We start from the raw sequence: 19782 nt of genomic DNA, 5'->3' as shown, positions 1-19782 counted from the left end.
ATAAAGGGATAGGGCCACGCGGCCCTATCCCTTTTTGCCAGCTATGGCAGCTTGTGCGCTACTCGCGGCACAGGTGCACGGCGAAACCGGCGAACTCGCGCTTAAAGTACACGAGCTTGGTACCACCGTCGGGCAGCAGTGCGCGCGACTCTTCGTTGACCTCGAGCCCGCGCTCGGCAAACCACTTCTCAGCTGCATCGATGTCGTTAACGGCAAAGCCGATGTGGCCTTTGGTGCCACGACCGTTCTGCTTCATGATCTCGACCAGCGAATCGTTGAAGTACGAAACCGGGGTCTCGATGACGGGCAGGCCCATCATCGTCGAGAACAGCTCCGCGATCTCCAGGGCGTCTGCCGGGTCGGTGGCGTTAATGCCCACATGGGCAACGCGCATGCCAAAGAGCTCGACCGGATTGGCGTTCTGCTCATTCATACAGTCAGCGCCTACTGAGCCATGACGTCGAGAACGGCCTTCTCGGCAGCGACGCGGTTCATGCCAGTCATGAAGGGCACGCCGCTCACGTACGGGCAGGTGAGGCCCTCGGGGGCAACGGTGGTGGCGATCAGCAGGTCGGCGCCCTCGTCGCAGTAATCCTTGGCCTCGGAGATGGCGCACTGCACGATCTCGTACTTGTCGGCATAACCGTTGGCGTCGAGCAGAGTAGCGACCTTCTGGGCAACGAGCGTGGAAGTAGCAGCGCCAGCACCGCAAGCCAAAACGATCTTCTTCATAGGTAATGTCTCCCTTCATGGTTTACTTTAGGTAAGTGTACCGCAGCGAGCGATGGCACTCGGCCTCGATGAGCTTTTATGCCAGTTTGCTTGCGCGCTGCGTATAATACATCTAGTACGTGTTGTCATACCGCTCGCTTTATGAGCGACTAAGGACCCTAATATGCCCGATTCCCGCACCCTCTGGACCGCCGTCGTTATCATCTGCATCGCCGTGTCGGTGTTCTTTAGCGTCAAAAAACGCACCACGTTTAAGCGCCTGCAGCAGCTTATGGCTGCCAAGCAGTGGGACGAGTTCGATCGTTTGCTCAACGGCAAACTCACCAGCATGCTGTACCCGCGCTACAACCGCGACTACCTGCGTCTGAACTCCTATCTGCTGCGCGAGGACCACGAGCGCGCCAGCGAGATGTTCGACCTACTGCTGGGACTCAACCTCCCCAAGATGCAGCGCGTCGACTTGGTGATTAAGGCCTTTAACTACTATGTTGGCCAGGAGGACCGCAAAAAGTCCAAAGAGCTGTTGCACGAGATCAAGGGCTTTGAGGGCGGTCAGGCCGAGGCAGTTGCGCACGAGTGTCAGCTGATGTACGACACGATGATCCTCAAGCGCCACAACGACATTCCCGAGCTGGAGCGCATGCTCGAGGATGTCGGCGACGACCCGGTCAAGCGCTGCCGCTTGGAGTACCTGCTAGCCCTGCAGTACCAGAACAAGGGCGACGAAGCCAAGTTCCAGGAGTTCCTGGAGAAGTCGGGCCAACACTCGATGGCCGTCAACGCGTAACGGACGGCTTGTGCTAGACTTCTAGTCTCACGGGGGCGTGGCGGAATTGGCATACGCAGGAGACTTAAAATCTCTCGCCGCAAGGATTGTGGGTTCGAGTCCCACCGCCCCTACCATATGGAGCTTTCGAGCCCGTGTCCCCAAGGGATGCGGGCTCGTTTCTTTTACACGCCGGTGGGGCTCTAAGTTGCGGTGGAATAGTTCCTGTTTTGGCAGTTTACCAGCCCATTTAGGAACTATTCCACCGCAACTTAGGTTGGTATTTACACATTTTCCGATGGAAAAACGTGGCTGTCTCGCACATTTTCCGATGGAAAAACGTGGTTGTCTCGCACATTTTCCGATGGAAACGACCAAATGGCCTTATACTAGCCGAGAGGGTTGGGAGGCAATATGCAGCGACAGCTTATGAGTGAACTTATCGCTTGGAAATCAAGGGCGAATCGCAAACCTCTCTTGCTTAGGGGAGCCCGCCAGACAGGAAAGACTTGGCTTCTTAACGAATTCGCAAGCCAGCAGTATCGAAACGTCATTCGTTTTGACTTTATGCTCGAGCCGAGCACACGCTCGCTGTTCGATGGGGACCTCGACCCCAAGCGCATCATCTCCCAGATAGAACTCCTACGTGGCCAAACCGTAACGCCGGCAGACACGCTCATCATCTTCGACGAGATCCAAGAGGCGCCACGCGGGATCACCTCACTCAAGTACTTCAACGAACTTGCACCCGAATACCACATCGTGGCAGCCGGTTCCTATATGGGCCTCGCGCTCCGACGCGAAAACGAGTCATTTCCCGTCGGCAAAATCGACCAGCTCACCATGCGTCCCATGGGGTTTGCCGAGTTCGTTCGTGCCGTCGACGGCAACCCGCTCGCCGATGCCATCCTTGCCGCAGACATGAACCTTCTGGCAAACGTTACCGAAAAGCTCGAGCGCTTGCTCAAGGAATACCTTGTTGTCGGCGGTATGCCCGAAGTTGTCTCCGCTTTCGCCGAGACACGCGACTTCATCGAAGCCCGAAGGCTTCAGCAGCAAATCATCGAGGCTTACGAATCCGATTTTGGCAAACATGCACCCGCCCGCATCGTCGAGCGCATGAGGTTGGTTTGGAAATCCCTTCCCGGCCAGCTTGCAAAGGAGAACAAGAAGTTTGTCTATGGCGCCCTTCGCCCCGGAGCGCGCGCACGCGATTTCGAGGAAAGCCTCCAGTGGCTCACGGACTACGGAATCGTTCATAAGGTGCCACGTGTTTCCGCTCTAAAGGCGCCGCTCTCGAGCTACGAAGACCTCTCGGGCTTCAAACTGTTCTGCATCGACACCGGCATCCTCGGAGCGCTCTCCGGTCTCTCTCCGGCCATCGTTCTTAACGGATCCGCTGTTTTTACCGAGTTCAAAGGTTCGCTGACCGAACAATACGTCGCGCAGGAGCTTTTGCTCCAGGACAAAACTCCCGCGTATTGGTCCTCTACCTCTGGCAATGCCGAAACCGACTTTGCCATCGACCATGCGGGAACCGTGCTTCCGCTTGAGGTCAAGGCGGCAGAGAACCTTAAAGCGAAGAGTCTGAAAATAGCCTGCGAAAAATTCAAGCTCGAGCGTTGCGTGAGGAGCTCCCTGGCGGCATATAGAGACGAGGGCATGCTCGTCAATATTCCGCTTTGGGAGATTGGGCAAATCGACAAGCTGGCATAGGCGCTGTAGGGACGCCCCGCAAGGACTGTCCCCAGGTGCCGGCTGTTGAGTTGCGGTGGAATAGGGACTGTTTGGTGCCCGAAAGGGCGATTTTAGTCCGTATTTCACCGCAACTTATTATTTAGAGGGCGCTGAGGCTGGGGGTCCAGCCGATGGTGGGGGTCGCGCCGTCGAGGGTCTCGTTGATGGTGGCGGCCATACCGGCGAGCAGGCTGTTCTCGCTTACGGTGAGCGTCTTGTAGCCGCCGGCACGCATGAGTTCGCGGATCACCACGGCGCCTGCCAGGATCACGCCCGCGCGCTTGGGTTGCACGCCTGGCAACGCGGCAATGCTCTCCACGTCCAGCGTGAACATGCGCTCGATAGCGGCAGAAATCTGTTCCATCGAAAGCTCGCGCAGGTGCACAAAGCTCGAGTCGTACGGCTCCAGCTCGTGGACCAGCGCCACGAGTGTGGTGACGGTACCGCCCACCGCGACCAAGCGCTCGGCGCGCTCAAAATCGCTCGGCAGGCTCTCAAAGTAAGCCTCGAACTGCTCGCCCGCCCAGTCGGCAGCGGCAGCAAGCTCGCCGTCCGAAGGCGGCAACGCCGAGAAGAAACGCTCCGTCACACGACGGCAACCAATGTCCAGCGAACGCGTTCCCTCCAGCGCGAAGACCCCGCGCTCCGGCGCGTATACGCCCGTCGCGAGCTCCGTGGAGCCGCCGCCCGAATCGGCAACAATGATGCGCTCGCCGGCAAAGTCGTGCGCCACGCCAAAAAACGTCAGGCGCGCCTCGACCTCTCCTGGAATCACCTGCGGTTCGAGACCCAGCTCGCGCAGGCCGTCCAGCAGCAGCACGGCGTTGGACGCATCGCGCGCGGCACTCGTGCACGTGGTACAGATGCACACGGCCCCAAAGGCACGCGCCTCGTCCACAAACATGCGGCATGCGGCGAGCACGCGCTCGACCGCCGCCTCGCAAAAGCGGCCCGTCGCGTCAACGCCCTCGCCCAGATCGGTAATCTCGGTATGCTTGGACGATTCCACGATCGCCCCGGCCTCGACCTGCGCCAGCACCAGTTGCGACGACACCGTTCCCAGGTCGATCGCCGCCACCTTATATCGTTTGCAATCTGCCATTGCGGGCTCCCCTCCGGGCGCTACTCGCCTACTCGCCGCTGGACGCGACCGTCTGACCCTCGACGCCGTTAAATCCAAACAGCATGTCGAGCGCCTGGATGTACCACGGCGCGTCCTTGCCGACTTCTTCGATTTCCTTGGCAACTTCGCTGGCCTTCTTGGCGTTCGACGACTTCTGGCTCGACGAGGCATCCGAATCGCCGTCCAGGCCCTGCACTTCAATCCTCTTCTCGCCGGGCATCACCAAGCCCAGGTCCTCGGATGCCGCATCCTTGATACCCTCCTCCGAGAGCAGCTTGTCGACGCTTTTTTGCAGCCCATCATTGTATTGCTGGCGAATCTCGACCTGCTTGGTCAAGATATCGCTCGAACGCTTTGCCACGTACAGGTCGCGCACGGGGAAATACAGGCTCACGAGCACCAGGGCAACGACGATGCCGATGAATAGCCCTCGCTGAGGACCGTGGGTAAAGTCGTAGATCGCCTTGACCACCGCGTTGTCGTTGGCGTAGTGCATAAAGTCCGAGCCCGAAAAACGGTTCGAGGGCCTGCTCGACCTATCGTGCGTTTGAGCCGACGAGCGCTGAGCATGCGACGAACGTGCCGGGCGCACTGGTCCATCTGTCGAAGTATTCACTTGAGCATTGGGGCGCGAGGTACTTGTCGGGCGCTGCATGGAGCGGTCGGCGCCGGCGTAGGCGGACCCACCGAGCTGCACCGTGCGCGCACGGCGAGGCGACGGCTCACGCGAACCGGCGGAATAGTACCTGTTGTCGTAAATCTGATCCATGTGCGCCTTGTGCGGTTGAGGTTTGTTTGCGCTAAGTATTCTAGTTATAGCACGAGCGCCCGCACCGCCTTCGCCAGCCTTTGCTCGACATAAAAAAGGCGCTGAGTCATATGGCCCAGCGCCCAATGGTGCTCAACAGCGCCCGGCTGAAGCAAGGCAAATCCGAGTCTTCCCCGCCCCCGCGACCTCCGCGTGCCTAGCGAATGTTGTAGAACGCTGCTTTGCCGGCGTAGCGCGCACTGCCCTCGAGCTCGTCCTCGATGCGGATGAGCTGGTTGTACTTGGCGATGCGATCGCTGCGGCACGGGGCGCCCGACTTGATCTGGCCGGCGTTGACGCCCACGACCAGGTCGGCGATCGTGGAGTCCTCGGTCTCGCCGGAGCGGTGACTCACGATGCAGGCGTAGCCGGCCTCCTTGGCGGTCTCGATGGCCTCGAGCGACTCGGTGAGCGTACCGATCTGGTTGACCTTGACCAGGATCGCGTTGGCGGCACCAAGCTCGACGCCCTTCTTGAGGCGCTCGGTGTTGGTGACGAACAGGTCGTCGCCTACGAGCTGCACCTTATTGCCAATGCGGCGGGTAAGCTCGACCCAGCCGTCCCAGTCCTCCTCGGCCATGCCGTCCTCGATGGAGATGATGGGATAAGTGTCGACGAGCTTCTCCCAGTAATCGACCATCTGGGCGCTCGTGTACTCAACGCCCTCGCCCTTGAGCTCGTACATACCGGTCTCAGCGTTGTAGAACTCGGTGGACGCCGGATCCATGGCGTACATAAAGTCGACGCCGGGCTTAAAGCCAGCCTTCTCGACGGCCTTGGTGATGTACTCGAACGGCTCGGCATTGGTCTTAAGGTTGGGGGCAAAGCCGCCCTCGTCGCCCACGCCGCCGCCCAGGCCGGCCTCGTGCAGCACGCCCTTGAGGGTGTGGTAGACCTCGGCGCACCAACGCAGGCCCTCTGCAAAGCTCGGGGCGCCCACCGGCATGATCATGAACTCCTGGAAGTCGACGTTATTGTCGGCATGCACGCCGCCGTTGAGGATGTTCATCATGGGCGTGGGCAGCAGATGGGCGTTGACGCCGCCCAGGTACTGGTACAGTGACAGGCCCGCCGACTCGGCAGCGGCGCGGGCGACGGCCAGCGACACGCCCAGGATGGCGTTGGCACCGAGCTTGGTCTTGTTGGGGGTACCGTCCGCGGCAATCAGCGCGGCATCGACGGCGCGCTGGTCGAAGGCGTCGAGGCCCACGACGGCGTTAGCGCACTCGTTGTTGACGTGCTCGACGGCCTGCAAAACACCCTTGCCCAGGTAGCGGCCCTTGTCGCCATCGCGCAGCTCGCAGGCCTCAAAGGCTCCGGTCGAAGCACCCGAAGGCACCATTGCGCGGCCAAAGCTGCCGTCCTCGAGCACGACCTCGACCTCGACGGTGGGATTGCCGCGGCTGTCGAGCACCTCGCGACCGTAGACGTCCAAAATATCGCTCATGTTGTCTCCCTCTCACTTGGAAACGTAGTGGATGCAAGCGACCGGCTGACCGTGCACCATCGGTGCGCCTCCGTAAGTTAGCCATGTCGCACTTTTTGCATTATGCCCTAAGTTAGCCGAGGGATACACTTGATTTTCGAAAAATTTAGCGGGAACGATGGGGCGCGTCAGCCCGTCGTTCCCGCAGTCTTACTCCTCCGCCTTTGCGGCATCCCACAGGTCGTTGAGGCCGTGGGTCGAGAGCTCGGTCAGATCCACGTGGGCATCGGCCGCCATCTGCTCCATCGCGGCCCAGCGGCGGCGGAACTTTGCTGTGCTGGCACGCAGGGCGCTCTCGGCGTCGATACCCTCCTTGCGCGCGACGTTGACCAGGGCAAAGAGCAGATCGCCAAACTCCATTTCGCGCTCGGGCGAGCCAGGAGCCTCGGCCTCAAACTCGGCACGCTCCTCGGCGACCTCGTCCCACACATCCTGGACCGTCTCCCACTCAAAGCCCACGGCAGCCGCCTTGCGCGACACCTTCTGAGCCTGCATCAGCGCCGGTAGATGCGTGGGCACGCCGTCGAGCAGGCCCTCGGGCGCAGCCTCGCCTGCCGCCACGGCCTTGTCCTTGGCAGCCCTCTCGGCAAGCTTGACCTCGTCCCAAATCTTGAGTACCTCGTCGGAGCTGTCGGCATCCACATCGCCAAACACGTGCGGATGACGGCGAATGAGCTTGGCGTCGATATCGCGCGCCACGTCGGCCAGCGTAAACTCGCCGGCGTCGGCAGCAATCTGCGCATGCAGCACGACCTGCATGAGCACGTCGCCCAGCTCCTCGCGTAGGTGAACCGCGTCGTCCGCCTCGATGCAGTCGAGCGCTTCGTAGGCCTCCTCGATCATGTTCTTGCCAATGCTGCGGTGCGTCTGCTCACGGTCCCACGGGCAGCCATCGGGCTGACGCAGACGCCAGACGGTCTGCACCAGATGCTGCAGCTCGGCCGACGCGTCGACCAGCGTGGACAGATCGCGCGAGCCCTCGGCATTTTGCTGAGCCATGTGCTGCGCCATGGCTACTCCTCCTCCATGACCACGTGGCGGAACGCGCCGCCCTCGTAGATGCCGTAGCTGTGCGAGCCGTCCTTGGGGATGCTCACGCTACCGGGGTTGAAGAGCCACAGGCCCGGGTGCGCGGCGCTTTCCTCGTTGACCTTGATGTGCGTATGGCCGTAGACGAGCGCGGAGCCCCCGGGCAACGCGGGCGCGTGGTCGACGCTGTTGTGCATGCCGGCGCCAAAGACATGGCCGTGCGTCAGGAACAGCTCGCGGCCGGTCTCGTCGAACAGCGTGGCGTAGTCGGCCATGACGGGGAAGTCGAGCACCATCTGGTCGACCTCGGCGTCGCAGTTGCCGCGCACCGCGATGATGCGGTCGGCCAGGGCGTTGAGCAGCGGAATCACGCGCTTGGGAGCGTAGTCGCGCGGCAGGTCGTTACGCGGGCCGTGGTAGAGCAGGTCGCCCAGCAGCACAATGCGATCGGGCTGCTCGGACTCGATGGCGGCGCAGAGGCGCTCGGCCCAGTATGCCGAGCCGTGGATGTCGGAGGCGATGAGGTATTTCATGGGGAGATCCTTTCGAATGGGGTTGATATGGCTAGGCGCAGGATGTCGCCACCAGCCGCGTTATTCAAATCGCAGTGCCGCGCTCTGGGCCGCCCGCATCACGCGCTGGAGCGGCACATTATGCTCGCGAGCGAGACGGGCGCAGTCCTCGTACTCGGGCGCTGCACGCTCGCTGCCGTCGGGCAGGGTGGCCACTTTAACGGACACCTCGCCCCATGGCGTCGTTACGCGCTCAAAGCGGCGTGGCAGGCAAACGCGCTCCATGACCTGGCAACGAATGCCGTTGGTCGTGGTTTCCAAAAAGATAATCGTCTGCAGGCGCTCGATATCCTCGTAGGTGCAGATTACCTGCAGCTGCCAGCCGGGGCGGCCTTTCTTGCAATAGAGGGGCAGCCAGTGCACCTCGCGGGCGCCTGCCCCGCGCAGACGGTCGGCGGCGTAGGCGAGCACCTCGGGCGACGCATCGTCGATGTCGCATTCCAGCTTGACGATGGTTTCGGGTGCATCGGTCTCGCGGGACAGCGGGGATGTACTATCGCATGGCATACGGTCCGGCTCCTTTCCGCACGGGCTCGTTTTGTTCATCCAAACGCTAGCACATCGCAGGCTGCGCGAGTGTGACGGCGCGTGATGAGCGCGATTTTCCTTGTCGACAAGAAACCGACACTCCACCGCCCCGGCCAAACATGTACATCAGCCTCCAAACATGTCATTATTTGTCGGTTTTGGAGGCTGACGTACACGTTTTGAGAGCAAGCGAGGCCGCACCACGCGCCGCGCAACCTTTCCAATCGATTTCGATCCCCGGCGTGCCCGGCGTGTTGAGAGCTGCGCCATTACAATGAAGCGGATTCGCTTGACGCAAAGGAGCCGCTATGCCCATGTGCCCGCTGGTCGATTGCCATACCCACACCTCGTTTTCGGACGGCCATGCCTCATTTGAGGACAACGTCCGCGCCGCTGTCGCCGCCGGCTGCCGCGCCATGGTCTCGACCGACCATCTCACCCTACCTGCCAGCATGGATGCCAACTGCGAGGTGCAGGTCGTCGAGGGCGACCTGCCGGCACATCGTCTGGCTTTTGAGGACGCTCGCAATCTTGCCGCTCAGATTGCGCCAGAACTCACCTTTATCTACGGTTTCGAATGCGATTGGTACGAGGGCTGCGAGCCTTTGGTTGAGCGCTGGTCCCAGGGCGCCGTCGTGCGCCTGGGCAGTGTGCACTGGATTGGCAACCCAGGCGATATCATGGCCGGTGCCGCGGGTACGGCGGGAACGGAGGACGTCGCTCGTCCCGATACGCCCGATTCGCGCTGCGGCTGGATCGACGATGACACCAACCTGCACGTTTGGGAAAACCTGGGGGTACGCGGCGTGTGGGAGCGCTATGTCGATGACTGGTGCCGCGCCTGCGAGAGCCCGCTCAACTTTGATGTGATGGCTCACCCCGACCTGGTCATGCGCTTTTCGAAGGAAGGCTTTGCGCCCGATTTTGACCCCGCACCGTTTTGGCAGCAGATGGCAGAGTGCGCGCACGATACGGGCCGCCGCGTTGAGGTCTCGACGGCCGCACCGCGCAAGGGCTTGGGCGACTACTACCCCGCAACCGGTCTTTTGCGCTGCTTTGCCCATGCCGAAGTGCCGATCACCTTTGGCTCGGACGCGCACCGCGCCTGCGATATCTGCTGGAACATCCGCGAGGCCCAGGCGCACGCCTACGACTGCGGTTATCGAACCTTCGACATCCCCCACGCCACCGGCGAATGGGAATCCACGCCCCTCGCCTAGCCATCCCTTCATAAGTTGCGGTGAAATAGGGATTGTTTTGCTTGATGAAGCGCTTAAACAGTCCCTATTTCACCGCAACTTCCATGACCCCGTTACACCAACAAAGACTGTCCCAAACGACTAGTGGCGGCGGGCGTTGAGTTCGCCGGCCAGCTCGTCGAGGGTGATGCCGTAGCGCTCGAGCGTCACGAGCAGGTGGTAGACCAGGTCGCCGGCCTCGTAGCGGATGTGATCGTGATCGTTATCCTTGCAGGCCATGATCACCTCGCTCGCCTCCTCGGCAAGCTTCTTGAGCAGCTCGTCCTCGACGTCGGTCAACAGACGAGCGGTGTAGCTCTCCTGCGGCGATGCGTCGCGACGGCCGTGAATCACCTCGGCGAGCCCCGTCAGCGTCTCACCGATATTTCCATCCTGAACGTTTGCGGTGCGCACACCCATAGTTCAATCCTTTCTGGTTGGCCGAGCGTCTAATCGAGCGCCCGCCCTACGCGAGTTTCTTAAAGAAGCAGGTACGGTTGCCGGTATGGCAGGCCGGACCCGGCGAGTCAACCTTGACCAGCAGCGTATCGCTATCGCAGTCGGCCCAAAGCTCCTTGACCTCCTGCATATTGCCGCTCGTCGCGCCCTTGTTCCAGAGCTCCTGGCGACTGCGGCTCCAAAACCACGTGGTACCGGTCTTGAGCGTCAGCCCCACCGACTCCTCGTTCATCCAAGCAACCATAAGCACCTCGCCGGTGTCATACTGCTGAACCACACAAGGAATCAGCCCCTTGGCGTCGTATGTAAGCTTTGAAGGATCGGTTATCTCTTCCATTTCTCTTCCCAAATTCAAACTTCGCAGGTCGGTGAGGGTTGTCCAGGTGCCCGAGATTCCGAGCGACAAGCCCGACGACGCGTACTTAAGTACGCGAGGAGGGTTGGAGCCGGAAGGTCGGGTGCCTGGGCAAGCCGCAGCATTAGAAGTCCAGCCTCACAGGAATACCTTGAGAGGCCATATACTCTTTGACTTCGCGAATGCTGAACGTCCCAAAGTGAAAGACGCTCGCCGCCAGCACGGCATCGGCCTCGCCCTCAATCACGCCCTCGGCAAAATGCTCGAGCGCGCCCACACCGCCGCTCGCAATCACCGGAATCGGCACCGCGCGCGCCACGGCGCGGGTGAGCGCCAGGTCAAATCCGGCCTTGGTGCCGTCGCGGTCCATACTGGTGAGCAGGATCTCGCCGGCGCCGCGACGAGCCGCCTCCTCGGCCCACGCCACCGCGTCGATGCCCGTGGCGTTGCGGCCGCCCGCCGTGAAGACCTCCCACTTGTCGGCACCAGATGCGCCGGGCAAACCGACGCGCTTGGCATCGATCGCCACGACCACGGCCTGGCTACCAAACGCCGCGGCAGCCTGGCTAATCAGCGACGGGTCGCGCACGGCGGCAGAGTTGAGCGACACCTTGTCGGCACCGGCTGCAACCATGGTGCGCATGCCCGCCAGGTCGCGAAAACCGCCGCCCACGGTATAGGGAATGGCTAGCTCCTCGGCCGCATGCGCCGCCATCTCGATGGTCGTCGCACGGTTGTCGCTCGTGGCGGTAATGTCCAAGAAGACGACCTCGTCCGCACCCTCGCGGTCGTAGGCGCGCGCCAGCTCCACCGGATCGCCCGCATCGCGCAAGCTCACAAAGTTGACGCCCTTGACCACACGGCCGTCCTTGACGTCCAGGCAGGGAATCACACGTTTGGTAAGCATGGGCTACTCCTCCCCTCGGGCGGCGGTCAGCGCCTGTACCAGCGTAAAGTTGCCCTCGTAGAGCGCGCGACCGGTAATGGCACCTTCAATCGCGCCCTCACGCACTGCGGCCAGCGCGCGGATGTCGTCGAGCGTCGAGATGCCACCCGATGCCACGACGGGAAAGCCCGCGACCTCGGCCACATGGCGATACGCCGCCACATCGATGCCCGCCTGCATGCCATCGCGCGCAATGTCGGTATACACCAGATGCTTAAAACCCAGCTCGGAAAGCTGCGCCACGGCGTCGTCGAGCGCCACGCCCGCGCCGTCACGCCAGCCGTTCACCTTGACCTGGCCGTCGCGTGCGGCAATATCTGCCACCAACAGCTCGCCAAAGCCTTGGGCCGCCACCTCGGCAAAACCCGGCTCGGTCACGAGCACCGTGCCTAGTGCGATGCGGCGCGCACCGTAGCCGGCCAACTCGTCGATGCGCGCGAGCGAGCGGACGCCGCCGCCCACGTCCACGGACAGACCGTTGACGCCGCAGATGGCCTTAATCGCCGCCGAGTTGGCAGCGCATGTGTCCTCGTCCTCGCCAAAGGCAGCGGACAGGTCGACGACGTGCACCCAGCTTGCGCCCTGCTCGGCAAACGAGCGAGCAACGGCCACGGGGTCGTCGGAATATACCTTGCAGCGACTCCGGTCGCCGCGCTCCAGGCGCACGACCTTGCCGCCGATCAGATCGATTGCGGGAAACAGGATCATCGGCCGGCCTCCTCGACGATGTTGACGAAGTTCTTAAGGATGCGCTGACCCAGCGCGGAGGATTTCTCGGGATGGAACTGGCAACCCCACACGTTGCCATGGCGCACGATGCACGGGAAGCTCCGCGTATAGTGCGTGCGCGCCAGCACATCGGCGGCATCGGAATCGTCGGCCACCGCGTAGCTGTGGGTGAAGTACATGTTGGCACCCTCGGCAAAACCAGTAAGCAGCGGATCGGCCGCACCGGCGGGCGTCATGTGCACCTGGTCCCAGCCCACGTGCGGCACCTTCAGGCGGCTCGACTCCAGGCGCGTGCACGAACCGCGCATAATACCCAGGCCATCGACCCAGAGGGCACCGGCCCGCTCGGAGGCGTTGCCGTCGGCGACCGCGCTCTCGCTCGCAGGAACGCCCTCGTTGCCGCGCTCAAAAAACAACTGAAGGCCCAGGCAGATGCCGAGCAACGGAGTTCCGGCGGCAACGGCGTCGAGCACCGCGTCCGCCTCGCCGCCCTCGCGCATAAAGGCGACCGCGTCGTAAAACGCGCCCACGCCCGGGATGACCAGGCCGTCGGCGTTGCGGATCTGCTCCGGATCGTCCGACGTGCAGGCGGCGGCACCGGCGCGCGCAAGCCCGCGCGCAACGCTCGACAAGTTGCCCTTGTGGTAGTCGACCACCACGATCTTCGGTTCGCCCACGCGACCCCTCCCTTATCTCATCATCCAAAACCACCACAAAGGAGACAGGCACCTCTGTGGTGGTTTGTGCGATCCGTCAGCTACAGCGAGCCCTTGGTGCTGGGGATGCCCTGTACGCGGGGGTCCAGCTCGCAGGCGTGGCGCATCGTGCGGCCCACGGCCTTAAAGGCGGCCTCGATAATGTGATGCGAGTTGCCACCCGCCAGCTCGCGCACGTGCAGTGTGAGCTTGGCATCGCGCGCAAAGGCGTAGAAGAACTCAACGGCTAGCTCGGTATCGAAGCTGCCCACGCGCTCGGTCGGCACGGGCAGCTCGCAGTATGCCTGCCCGCGGCCCGAGATATCCACGGCGGCCATCACGAGCGTCTCGTCCATGGCGATCGCCGCGTCGGCAAAGCGCGTAATGCCCGCCTTGTCTCCCAGCGCCTGGCAAAACGCCTCGCCCAGCACAATACCCGTGTCCTCGACGGTGTGGTGCGCATCGACCTCCACGTCGCCCACCGCGTGCACCGTCAGATCGAACAGACCATGACGGCCAAAAGCGTTGAGCATGTGGTCGAAAAACGGCACGCCGGTCGAGATATCGCACACGCCGCTTCCGTCCAGGTCGAGCTTTACGACAATGTCGGTCTCACCCGTCTTGCGGGTCACCTCGGCATAGCGGTCCATCTACATCTCCTCCTTCACCAGCGCGGCAAACGCAGCCAGCACCTCGTCGTTTTCCTGCGGGATACCCACGGTAATGCGTAGGCAGTCCGCGAGCCCCGGCGCGTAGCTAAAGTCGCGCACCAAAATCGAATACTCGTCGCGCAGACGCTCGCGCACGTGCGTGGCATGCGGCGTGCGCACGAGCACAAAGTTCGCCGCGCTCGGCCACGCCTCCACGGGCAGACCCTCGGCAGCCATTGCGTGCAGGGCACACAGTTCGCGCTCCCGCTCGGATGCAACCTGTGCCACCACGGGTGCGTACGCATCGCGAGCACGTACGCAGGCAAGCGCGGCGGCCTGGCTCAGCACGTTAACCGAGTAGATCTGGCGAATCGCCGCAAACGCATCGATGACCTCGGGCGCCGCGATCACATAGCCCAGACGCGTGCCGGCGGCGCCAAACGCCTTGGACAGCGTATGCAGAATCACCAGGTTGGGATGCTCGGCGATAAGCCCCTGCGCCGTGGTAGCCGCGCCAAACGAATCGTCCGCAAACTCAACGTAGGCCTCGTCGACCATGACCATGCCGGGGCACGCATCGCACAGGGCCGCGACAAAGTCGAGCGGTGCCACGTCGCCCGTGGGGTTGTTGGGCGAAGTCACGATGGCCAGGCTGCACTCCGGCGCCGCGGCAAGCACGGCTGCCTGGTCGAGCTCAAAGCTCGCCGGGTCGCGCCACACGTCGCGCACCTCGGTCTGGCACAGCGATGCAAAGAACGCATACTCGCTAAAGCACGGCGGGCAGTTGAGTAGGGTCCGCCCCGCGCCGCCAAACGCCAGCAGGTAGTTATAGAGCAGCTCATCGCCGCCGTTTCCCACGCAAATATTCTCACGCGCCACGCCATGCCAGGCAGCAAGCTCATCGCGCAGCTCGTTGGACATGGGGTCGGGGTAGCGGTTGAGCGGCGTGGCAGCCAAAGCCGCGTCGATTGCCTCGCGCACGCCGGCCGGCACGGGATAGGTGTTCTCGTTGGCCGAAAGGTTGATGCGCGTGGGCGTAAAGTTAGGATCGTAGGGCTCAATGCCGGCCAAGTAGGGCTGGACGAGTTCCTTCATGCGCGGCGTGAGTTCGGCCATGTTAGGCCTCCCCGCCGGTCGCGCCAGCGCCATCCGAGCCTGCAGCCGCCAGGTCCACACCCTCGGCGACCGTCGCCACAGCGTCGCCCGGCCAGGCGACCTTGGTCAGGTCGGCCGCAGCCAGCGACTCGGCACTCACGGCATCCTCGCCCTGCTCCAGCACGCGACGACGCAGGGCGGCAGAGAGCGCGTGCGCCCACAGGCCCTCGGCCTCGGCCAGGCGCTGCGTAGCGGGAGCGTCGGAGAGCAGACCCTCGGGCGTATAGCAAATGACGCTCGAGCGCTTAACGAACTCTTCGACCGAAAGCGGGTTGGAGAACATGGCCGTGCCGCCGGTCGGCAGCGTGTGATTGGGACCAGCAACGTAATCGCCGAGCGGCTCGGAGCTCCAAGCGCCCACAAAGATGGCGCCGGCGTTGCGAATGCCGCCGAGCAGGCCCATCGCGTCCTTGCAGTGCAGCTCCAGGTGCTCGGGCGCCACGGTGTTCACCGCCTCGACGGCGGCAGCCATGTCGGCTGCCACCACGATGGTGCCCTCATTGTCGAGCGAAGCGCGCGTGATCTCGGCGCGTGGCGACTGCGCTACCAGGATGTCGATACCCGTCTCAACCTCACGCGCAAACCGCTCGTCGCAGGTCACCAGATAGCAGGCTGCCAGTGGATCGTGCTCGGCCTGAGCCATCAGGTCTGCCGCGACCACCATGGGCTTGGCCGTAGCATCGGCCAGCACGCAGACCTCGGAGGGACCGGCGACCATATCGATACCCACGTCGCCGGAGACAATCTGTTTGGCAGCGGCAACAAAAGCGTTGCCCGGGCCGGTGATTTTGTCGACGCGCGGAATGGTCTCGGTACCGTATGCCAGCGCAGCCACGGCCTGGGCGCCTCCCACCATATAGATCTCGTCCACGCCGCCGAGCTTTGCCGCGGCAAGCGTATACGGGCTGATCAGGCCATCCTTTTGCGGCGGAGTCACCATAACCACGCGCTTGACGCCGGCGACCTTGGCGGGAATGGCATTCATGAGCACCGTGGAGGGATACTGCGCACGACCGCCCGGCACGTAGATGCCGGCCGCCGCGAGCGGGGTCACCTTAACACCGAGCATCGTGCCGTTCGGGCGCGTGGTAAACCAGCTCTGCTCGACCTCGCGCTGGTGGAACTCGCGAATCTGGCGTGCAGCCTTTTCGAGCGCCGCGACAAAAGCGGGATCGAGGCCCTCGAGCGCGGCATCGATCTGCTCTTGCGGCAGACGGAAGCTCTGCAGCTCAACACCGTCAAAACGCTGGCAGTAATCGCGTACCGCGGCATCACCGTTGGCGCGCACGTTGGCCACGATATCACGGGCGGCGTCGACGATGTTTTGCGGCAGCACGCCCTTACGGTTGAGCTGGTTGGTAACGAGGCGCTCACCGGGAGCAAGCTTGATAGTCTTCATATCGGTATCCCCTATCGGTCGAGGTTGCATTCGAAAAACGAGAGACCGGGCGGCGGCGCCAGTCGGCCCGCCGCCCGGACGTTGGGGCGCCCGTGCGTGCTCGCGCTATTGTGCCGAGCCCGCAACGGGCTCAAAATGCTTGTCCTTAACAGCCGCAGCCAGGCGATCGGCCAGATTGCGTACGCGCGGATCCAGGCGTGCGGCGCCCGGATTGACAAAGAAGCGGGCCGTGCAGTCCATAATGCGACCAGTAATAACGAGGTCGTTATCGCGCAGCGTGGCGCCCGTGGCGGTAATATCCACGATGCGATCGGTCATGCCGACGATGGGACCCAGCTCAATGTTACCGTGCAGCGAGACGATATCGGCGTTCACACCGCGCTCGGCATACCAGGCGCTCGCGATGCGCGGATACTTGGTGGCCACGCGAAGCGACCCGCGACGGGCATAGTTGCGCTCGGCCTGGCCGGCGCGCCACGCGGGCTCCGCCTCAATGAAAGTGCACAGGCCGTAGCCCAGATCGACCAGCTGCAGCAGGTTGAGGTCTGCCTCGATAAGCGAGTCCCAACCGCAGATGCCGCAGTCGGCACCGCCACAGCCCACAAAGGCGGGCGCATCGCTGGGACGCACGATGACAAACTCGATATCGCCGACCGTACCCTCGCCGGCACGCGTGTCGCGGCCGCGCACGATCAGGTGACGGCCGGGATCGCGCAGCTCCGAGACATCCAAGCCCGCGGCCTCGAGCACGTCGAGCGTGTCGACCTTGAGCGAGCCCTTGGGCACGGCAATGCGCAGCGGACCCTCGGCGCCACGGCCCGCGGCGCGATCGCCATCGGAAGCAGCGTCCTCGGCCGAGGTGTGCGCAGCCTCCAGACGTTCGAGCGAAAAGGCGAAACCCGCCGCCGGTACCTCGATGCCGTCGCCAAATGCGCCGGTAAAGATGGAGTCGTAGCGTCCACCCGAACCGACCGGATCGGGTAGGCCACCGGCATAGGCCTTAAAGACCAGACCCGTGTAGTAATCGAAAGAGTTCATGATAGAGAAGTCGAACGACAGCACCTGGGCGTCCTCGGGTGCCAGGCCCTCGACCAGGGCACGCAGCTCGCGCGTCAGCGGCGCGACGATACCGGCGGCCTCCAGCAGCGCGTCCACGCGGTCGAGTACCTCGGCACCGCCGTGCAGACGCGGCAACTCGCCAATGGCGGCCTTGACGGCATCGGACTCGGCGCATTCCGCCACGCGGGCATCGAGGCCCACAAAGTCGTTGGCGTGCACGCAGCGCAGGGCCTCGGCAGCCAGCTCGCGATCCTCGCACGCCGCAAGCAGCTCCTTAAACGGACGCACGCTACCTGCGATAATGCGCGCATCGGGCAGCGCCAGCTTGCGCACCGCCTCGGCCACGAGCGAGACAATTTCGACATCGCCCACGGTGTCGCCCACACCGATAAGCTCAAAGCCCAACTGCGTAAACTGACGCGAGCCGCCGGCATTGCGCTGGCACTCGCGAACCACCGGTGCCTCATAGCGAAGGCGCAGGGGTAAGTCGGCCGCGCGCATGCGGGTCGAAACCAGGCGCACGATCGGCAGTGTGTTGTCGGGACGGACCACTAGCAGGCGCCCGTCGTCGTCAAAAAGCTTAAACGGCGTGTCCGCAATGCGGCCGCCTTCCTCGAGCGAACCCTTGTCCTCGAGGAGCGGTGTCTCGACCGGAAGGTAATGATGCTCCCTGAAGCAGCCCTTCACCGTCAGCGCAATCTCCTCGCGCGCCTGAGCCTCCTCGGGCAATATGTCCCGGAATCCCCACGGTGTGGCCGTCATCTGGTGAGCCTCCTCATGCTGTGTTTCATATAGAGCAGAAGACCGGCATAGCTCCGCCGGTCTTCTGGGTACTTTAGCATACTAGAGTGCTTGCGGGGAAAATCGTCTCTCTCGGCTCACGGCGTATTCATTTGGAAACATAGGAGCGGATTGTCGCAACCCAACCCCACCTAGACGCCAATCGCACGACGATACTCTGCCATTACCTGCGCATCGGCAGCTGCGGGGTCGGCAAAATAGCGCCAGTCATAGGTCTCGGCCGAAACAACTCCGCGATAGCCGCGCGCCACCAGCCTATCCAGGTCGGCGCGCATATCGCGGTCGCCGTCACCCCAGGCAAGATGCGTCGTGCTATCTGCCGCAACATCGACAAAATGCACGTGGGCGACATCATCGCCAAGCAGATCGAAATAATCGTCGATGGTATCCCCCGCCACCGCCATAGCGCCCAAATCCAGACACGCCTTAAGTGCCGGATGATCAACTGCCTCGATCATGCGCTTCGTATCGGCCGCCGAGTTCACGATCATCGACTCAACCGGCTGTAGGGCCTCGAGCACCAGTCGCACGCCGCGCTCTCCCGCATGCTCGGCAATCGCACGCAGCATCGAGGCGCTGCGACCCCACGCGTCCTCGATCGGCTCGTTCAAAAATGCCCAGCCGCTCGAGACCATGACCTGCTCGGCTCCAAGTTCCGCCGCGATATCTACAACGTTCTTAAAGTACGCGAGCGTGCGGGTACGCGCCTCATTCCCGCGCGCCGCGATATTCCACGGCTTGGGGTTGTTCTGTTCGGGACAAAGCCCCACAATCCGAACCCCATACCGCTGCGACAGCTCCCGTACCCGCTCGAGCGAATCGTATCCATGGCAATCGACATACAGATGCATCGCCCCGGTCCAAAGCTCGCAACACGTGTAGCCCGAGGCCGCTGCCGAAGAAAAGAATTCCTCAAGGTCAAAATAACGATGGCTGATATTCATAACGGCAAGCTGGGGGTAGCTCATAATTACTCTCCAACCCAAACGGGGCCCCGTTCCATATAGGAGCGGGGCCCAATTACACAAACGATATTTGCTCTTAGTAATCGAACTGGTGATAGTAACGACGATAGTTCAGGTTGTGCTTGGTGACCGTCTCGTAGTAAGCGGCAAGGCGATCGGTGATCAGCGAGGAGAGGATCCACGGGGAGACGATGACGCGGAACTCGTCGTCAAGGCCGGGGATCGCGAACTCGGCGGTGTCGATGATGTTGATGTCGGTGTCGCCGGTCACGCCGCGGGTCAGGAACGCGCGGGCGCGCTCGTCGAGCTTGCGGTTCTCGTCCTCGCCCATGAACAGGAACACGGGGACGCCGGGCTCCACGAGCTCGAGGGTGCCGTGGAAGAAGTCGGCCGAGGTGATGTATCGGGTGCGCTTCCACTGCATCTCCTCGAGGATGCACATCGAGAACAGGATGGTCTCGCCCCACAGGGCACCGGAGCCGATGAACATGGTGTAGGGGGCCAGGGCGTACTTCTTGGCGAGCTCCTCGGCGCGCGGCTCGAAGCGCTT

General features: G+C 62.8%; 22 protein-coding genes and 1 tRNA gene. 4 read left to right on the top strand and 19 right to left on the bottom strand.

All coding sequences use genetic code 11. The annotated features are described in order from the left end of the window. Positions 1 to 58 precede the first annotated feature (58 nt). Positions 59 to 433: a VOC family protein gene (locus I2D57_RS05955; RefSeq protein ID WP_006235904.1), complete on the bottom strand. Its 375-nt coding sequence runs from the start codon at positions 431 to 433 to the stop codon at positions 59 to 61. 11 nt (positions 434 to 444) lie between these two features. Further along, entirely contained in the window at positions 445 to 732 is a 288-nt protein-coding gene (locus I2D57_RS05950) for a PTS sugar transporter subunit IIB (protein ID WP_006235903.1), read from the bottom strand. A 163-nt stretch (positions 733 to 895) separates the two neighbouring features. On the opposite strand from I2D57_RS05950, the gene I2D57_RS05945 reads away from it, so the two are divergent. From I2D57_RS05945 to I2D57_RS05935, 3 genes are all read left to right on the top strand, one after another. Then, positions 896 to 1519: a hypothetical protein gene (locus tag I2D57_RS05945; protein WP_195361825.1), complete on the top strand. Its 624-nt coding sequence runs from the start codon at positions 896 to 898 to the stop codon at positions 1517 to 1519. 31 nt (positions 1520 to 1550) lie between these two features. Next, positions 1551 to 1635 (top strand) — tRNA-Leu (locus tag I2D57_RS05940). A gap of 277 nt (positions 1636 to 1912) precedes the next feature. Then, positions 1913 to 3214 carry an ATP-binding protein gene (locus I2D57_RS05935; protein WP_195361824.1) on the top strand — a complete coding sequence of 434 codons (1302 nt, stop codon included), beginning with the start codon at positions 1913 to 1915 and terminating at the stop codon, positions 3212 to 3214. A gap of 121 nt (positions 3215 to 3335) precedes the next feature. Here the strand turns inward: I2D57_RS05935 and I2D57_RS05930 are convergent, their stop codons facing one another. The 6 genes from I2D57_RS05930 to larC2 all read right to left on the bottom strand — a co-directional run bounded on the left by I2D57_RS05930 (position 3336) and on the right by larC2 (position 8760). After that, positions 3336 to 4337 (bottom strand): Ppx/GppA phosphatase family protein, encoded by a 1002-nt coding sequence (locus tag I2D57_RS05930; protein WP_195361823.1) that lies wholly within the window; start codon positions 4335 to 4337, stop codon positions 3336 to 3338. A gap of 28 nt (positions 4338 to 4365) precedes the next feature. Further along, the gene (locus tag I2D57_RS09900) at positions 4366 to 5127 is read right to left on the bottom strand and encodes a hypothetical protein (RefSeq protein WP_229055652.1); all 762 of its coding nucleotides are present in this window, start codon (positions 5125 to 5127) and stop codon (positions 4366 to 4368) included. A gap of 196 nt (positions 5128 to 5323) precedes the next feature. Then, positions 5324 to 6613: a phosphopyruvate hydratase gene (gene eno / locus I2D57_RS05920; protein ID WP_195361822.1), complete on the bottom strand. Its 1290-nt coding sequence runs from the start codon at positions 6611 to 6613 to the stop codon at positions 5324 to 5326. A 189-nt stretch (positions 6614 to 6802) separates the two neighbouring features. Continuing rightward, a complete protein-coding gene (gene mazG, locus I2D57_RS05915; RefSeq protein ID WP_195361821.1) occupies positions 6803 to 7663 on the bottom strand; it encodes a nucleoside triphosphate pyrophosphohydrolase in 861 nt (286 codons plus the stop codon). A gap of 2 nt (positions 7664 to 7665) precedes the next feature. Next, positions 7666 to 8214 carry a phosphodiesterase gene (gene yfcE, locus I2D57_RS05910; RefSeq protein ID WP_195361820.1) on the bottom strand — a complete coding sequence of 183 codons (549 nt, stop codon included), beginning with the start codon at positions 8212 to 8214 and terminating at the stop codon, positions 7666 to 7668. Positions 8215 to 8274: 60 nt separating this feature from the next. Continuing rightward, entirely contained in the window at positions 8275 to 8760 is a 486-nt protein-coding gene (gene larC2 / locus I2D57_RS05905) for a nickel pincer cofactor biosynthesis protein LarC2 (RefSeq protein WP_229055651.1), read from the bottom strand. Positions 8761 to 9089: 329 nt separating this feature from the next. On the opposite strand from larC2, the gene I2D57_RS05900 reads away from it, so the two are divergent. Further along, a complete protein-coding gene (locus tag I2D57_RS05900) occupies positions 9090 to 10001 on the top strand; it encodes a PHP domain-containing protein (protein ID WP_055310385.1) in 912 nt (303 codons plus the stop codon). A gap of 120 nt (positions 10002 to 10121) precedes the next feature. Here I2D57_RS05900 and hisE read toward each other — a convergent pair whose 3' ends face one another. From hisE to I2D57_RS05845, 11 genes are all read right to left on the bottom strand, one after another. Further along, positions 10122 to 10439 carry a phosphoribosyl-ATP diphosphatase gene (gene hisE / locus I2D57_RS05895; RefSeq protein ID WP_006235893.1) on the bottom strand — a complete coding sequence of 106 codons (318 nt, stop codon included), beginning with the start codon at positions 10437 to 10439 and terminating at the stop codon, positions 10122 to 10124. A 46-nt stretch (positions 10440 to 10485) separates the two neighbouring features. Further along, complete coding sequence (gene hisI / locus I2D57_RS05890; RefSeq protein ID WP_055285578.1) at positions 10486 to 10815, bottom strand: phosphoribosyl-AMP cyclohydrolase; 330 nt, start codon at positions 10813 to 10815, stop codon at positions 10486 to 10488. Positions 10816 to 10957: 142 nt separating this feature from the next. Then, on the bottom strand, positions 10958 to 11740 hold the full coding sequence (hisF, locus tag I2D57_RS05885) for an imidazole glycerol phosphate synthase subunit HisF (RefSeq protein ID WP_055310384.1): 783 nt from the start codon (positions 11738 to 11740) through the stop codon (positions 10958 to 10960). A gap of 3 nt (positions 11741 to 11743) precedes the next feature. After that, positions 11744 to 12487: a 1-(5-phosphoribosyl)-5-[(5-phosphoribosylamino)methylideneamino]imidazole-4-carboxamide isomerase gene (locus tag I2D57_RS05880; protein WP_195361818.1), complete on the bottom strand. Its 744-nt coding sequence runs from the start codon at positions 12485 to 12487 to the stop codon at positions 11744 to 11746. Beyond that, on the bottom strand, positions 12484 to 13185 hold the full coding sequence (locus I2D57_RS05875) for an imidazole glycerol phosphate synthase subunit HisH (RefSeq protein WP_195361817.1): 702 nt from the start codon (positions 13183 to 13185) through the stop codon (positions 12484 to 12486). The genes I2D57_RS05880 and I2D57_RS05875 overlap by 4 nt, the downstream gene beginning before the upstream one ends. A gap of 80 nt (positions 13186 to 13265) precedes the next feature. After that, the gene (hisB, locus tag I2D57_RS05870) at positions 13266 to 13853 is read right to left on the bottom strand and encodes an imidazoleglycerol-phosphate dehydratase HisB (protein WP_117779030.1); all 588 of its coding nucleotides are present in this window, start codon (positions 13851 to 13853) and stop codon (positions 13266 to 13268) included. Then, entirely contained in the window at positions 13854 to 14969 is a 1116-nt protein-coding gene (hisC, locus tag I2D57_RS05865; protein ID WP_195361816.1) for a histidinol-phosphate transaminase, read from the bottom strand. A 1-nt stretch (position 14970) separates the two neighbouring features. Then, entirely contained in the window at positions 14971 to 16407 is a 1437-nt protein-coding gene (gene hisD / locus I2D57_RS05860) for a histidinol dehydrogenase (RefSeq protein WP_195361815.1), read from the bottom strand. A gap of 105 nt (positions 16408 to 16512) precedes the next feature. Further along, positions 16513 to 18228, bottom strand: a complete 1716-nt coding sequence (gene hisG / locus I2D57_RS05855) for an ATP phosphoribosyltransferase (RefSeq protein ID WP_195361814.1) — start codon at positions 18226 to 18228, stop codon at positions 16513 to 16515. Positions 18229 to 18398: 170 nt separating this feature from the next. After that, complete coding sequence (locus tag I2D57_RS05850; protein WP_195361813.1) at positions 18399 to 19235, bottom strand: sugar phosphate isomerase/epimerase family protein; 837 nt, start codon at positions 19233 to 19235, stop codon at positions 18399 to 18401. A 73-nt stretch (positions 19236 to 19308) separates the two neighbouring features. Continuing rightward, the coding region (locus tag I2D57_RS05845; protein WP_411161253.1) for an SIS domain-containing protein at positions 19309 to 19782 on the bottom strand (474 nt) is incomplete at its 5' end.

This window comes from Collinsella aerofaciens (assembly GCF_015553355.1).
Lineage (GTDB): Bacteria > Actinomycetota > Coriobacteriia > Coriobacteriales > Coriobacteriaceae > Collinsella > Collinsella aerofaciens_V.
The sequence above is the reverse complement of the archived record's forward strand: the minus strand, read 5'-3'. Positions and strand labels throughout refer to the sequence as shown.

What these genes read in the sequence shown, in the direction of transcription:
- hisB (WP_117779030.1), bottom strand. Translation starts at nt 13,853, where the DNA reads ATGGACCGCTATGCCGAGGTGACCCGCAAGACGGGTGAGACCGACATT.
- I2D57_RS05955 (WP_006235904.1), bottom strand. Translation starts at nt 433, where the DNA reads ATGAATGAGCAGAACGCCAATCCGGTCGAGCTCTTTGGCATGCGCGTT.
- I2D57_RS05900 (WP_055310385.1), top strand. Translation starts at nt 9,090, where the DNA reads ATGCCCATGTGCCCGCTGGTCGATTGCCATACCCACACCTCGTTTTCG.
- hisF (WP_055310384.1), bottom strand. Translation starts at nt 11,740, where the DNA reads ATGCTTACCAAACGTGTGATTCCCTGCCTGGACGTCAAGGACGGCCGT.
- yfcE (WP_195361820.1), bottom strand. Translation starts at nt 8,214, where the DNA reads ATGAAATACCTCATCGCCTCCGACATCCACGGCTCGGCATACTGGGCC.
- I2D57_RS05950 (WP_006235903.1), bottom strand. Translation starts at nt 732, where the DNA reads ATGAAGAAGATCGTTTTGGCTTGCGGTGCTGGCGCTGCTACTTCCACG.
- mazG (WP_195361821.1), bottom strand. Translation starts at nt 7,663, where the DNA reads ATGGCGCAGCACATGGCTCAGCAAAATGCCGAGGGCTCGCGCGATCTG.
- larC2 (WP_229055651.1), bottom strand. Translation starts at nt 8,760, where the DNA reads ATGCCATGCGATAGTACATCCCCGCTGTCCCGCGAGACCGATGCACCC.
- I2D57_RS09900 (WP_229055652.1), bottom strand. Translation starts at nt 5,127, where the DNA reads ATGGATCAGATTTACGACAACAGGTACTATTCCGCCGGTTCGCGTGAG.
- I2D57_RS05935 (WP_195361824.1), top strand. Translation starts at nt 1,913, where the DNA reads ATGCAGCGACAGCTTATGAGTGAACTTATCGCTTGGAAATCAAGGGCG.
- I2D57_RS05945 (WP_195361825.1), top strand. Translation starts at nt 896, where the DNA reads ATGCCCGATTCCCGCACCCTCTGGACCGCCGTCGTTATCATCTGCATC.
- eno (WP_195361822.1), bottom strand. Translation starts at nt 6,613, where the DNA reads ATGAGCGATATTTTGGACGTCTACGGTCGCGAGGTGCTCGACAGCCGC.
- I2D57_RS05880 (WP_195361818.1), bottom strand. Translation starts at nt 12,487, where the DNA reads ATGATCCTGTTTCCCGCAATCGATCTGATCGGCGGCAAGGTCGTGCGC.
- hisC (WP_195361816.1), bottom strand. Translation starts at nt 14,969, where the DNA reads ATGGCCGAACTCACGCCGCGCATGAAGGAACTCGTCCAGCCCTACTTG.
- I2D57_RS05930 (WP_195361823.1), bottom strand. Translation starts at nt 4,337, where the DNA reads ATGGCAGATTGCAAACGATATAAGGTGGCGGCGATCGACCTGGGAACG.
- hisE (WP_006235893.1), bottom strand. Translation starts at nt 10,439, where the DNA reads ATGGGTGTGCGCACCGCAAACGTTCAGGATGGAAATATCGGTGAGACG.
- hisG (WP_195361814.1), bottom strand. Translation starts at nt 18,228, where the DNA reads ATGACGGCCACACCGTGGGGATTCCGGGACATATTGCCCGAGGAGGCT.
- I2D57_RS05850 (WP_195361813.1), bottom strand. Translation starts at nt 19,235, where the DNA reads ATGAGCTACCCCCAGCTTGCCGTTATGAATATCAGCCATCGTTATTTT.
- hisD (WP_195361815.1), bottom strand. Translation starts at nt 16,407, where the DNA reads ATGAAGACTATCAAGCTTGCTCCCGGTGAGCGCCTCGTTACCAACCAG.
- hisI (WP_055285578.1), bottom strand. Translation starts at nt 10,815, where the DNA reads ATGGAAGAGATAACCGATCCTTCAAAGCTTACATACGACGCCAAGGGG.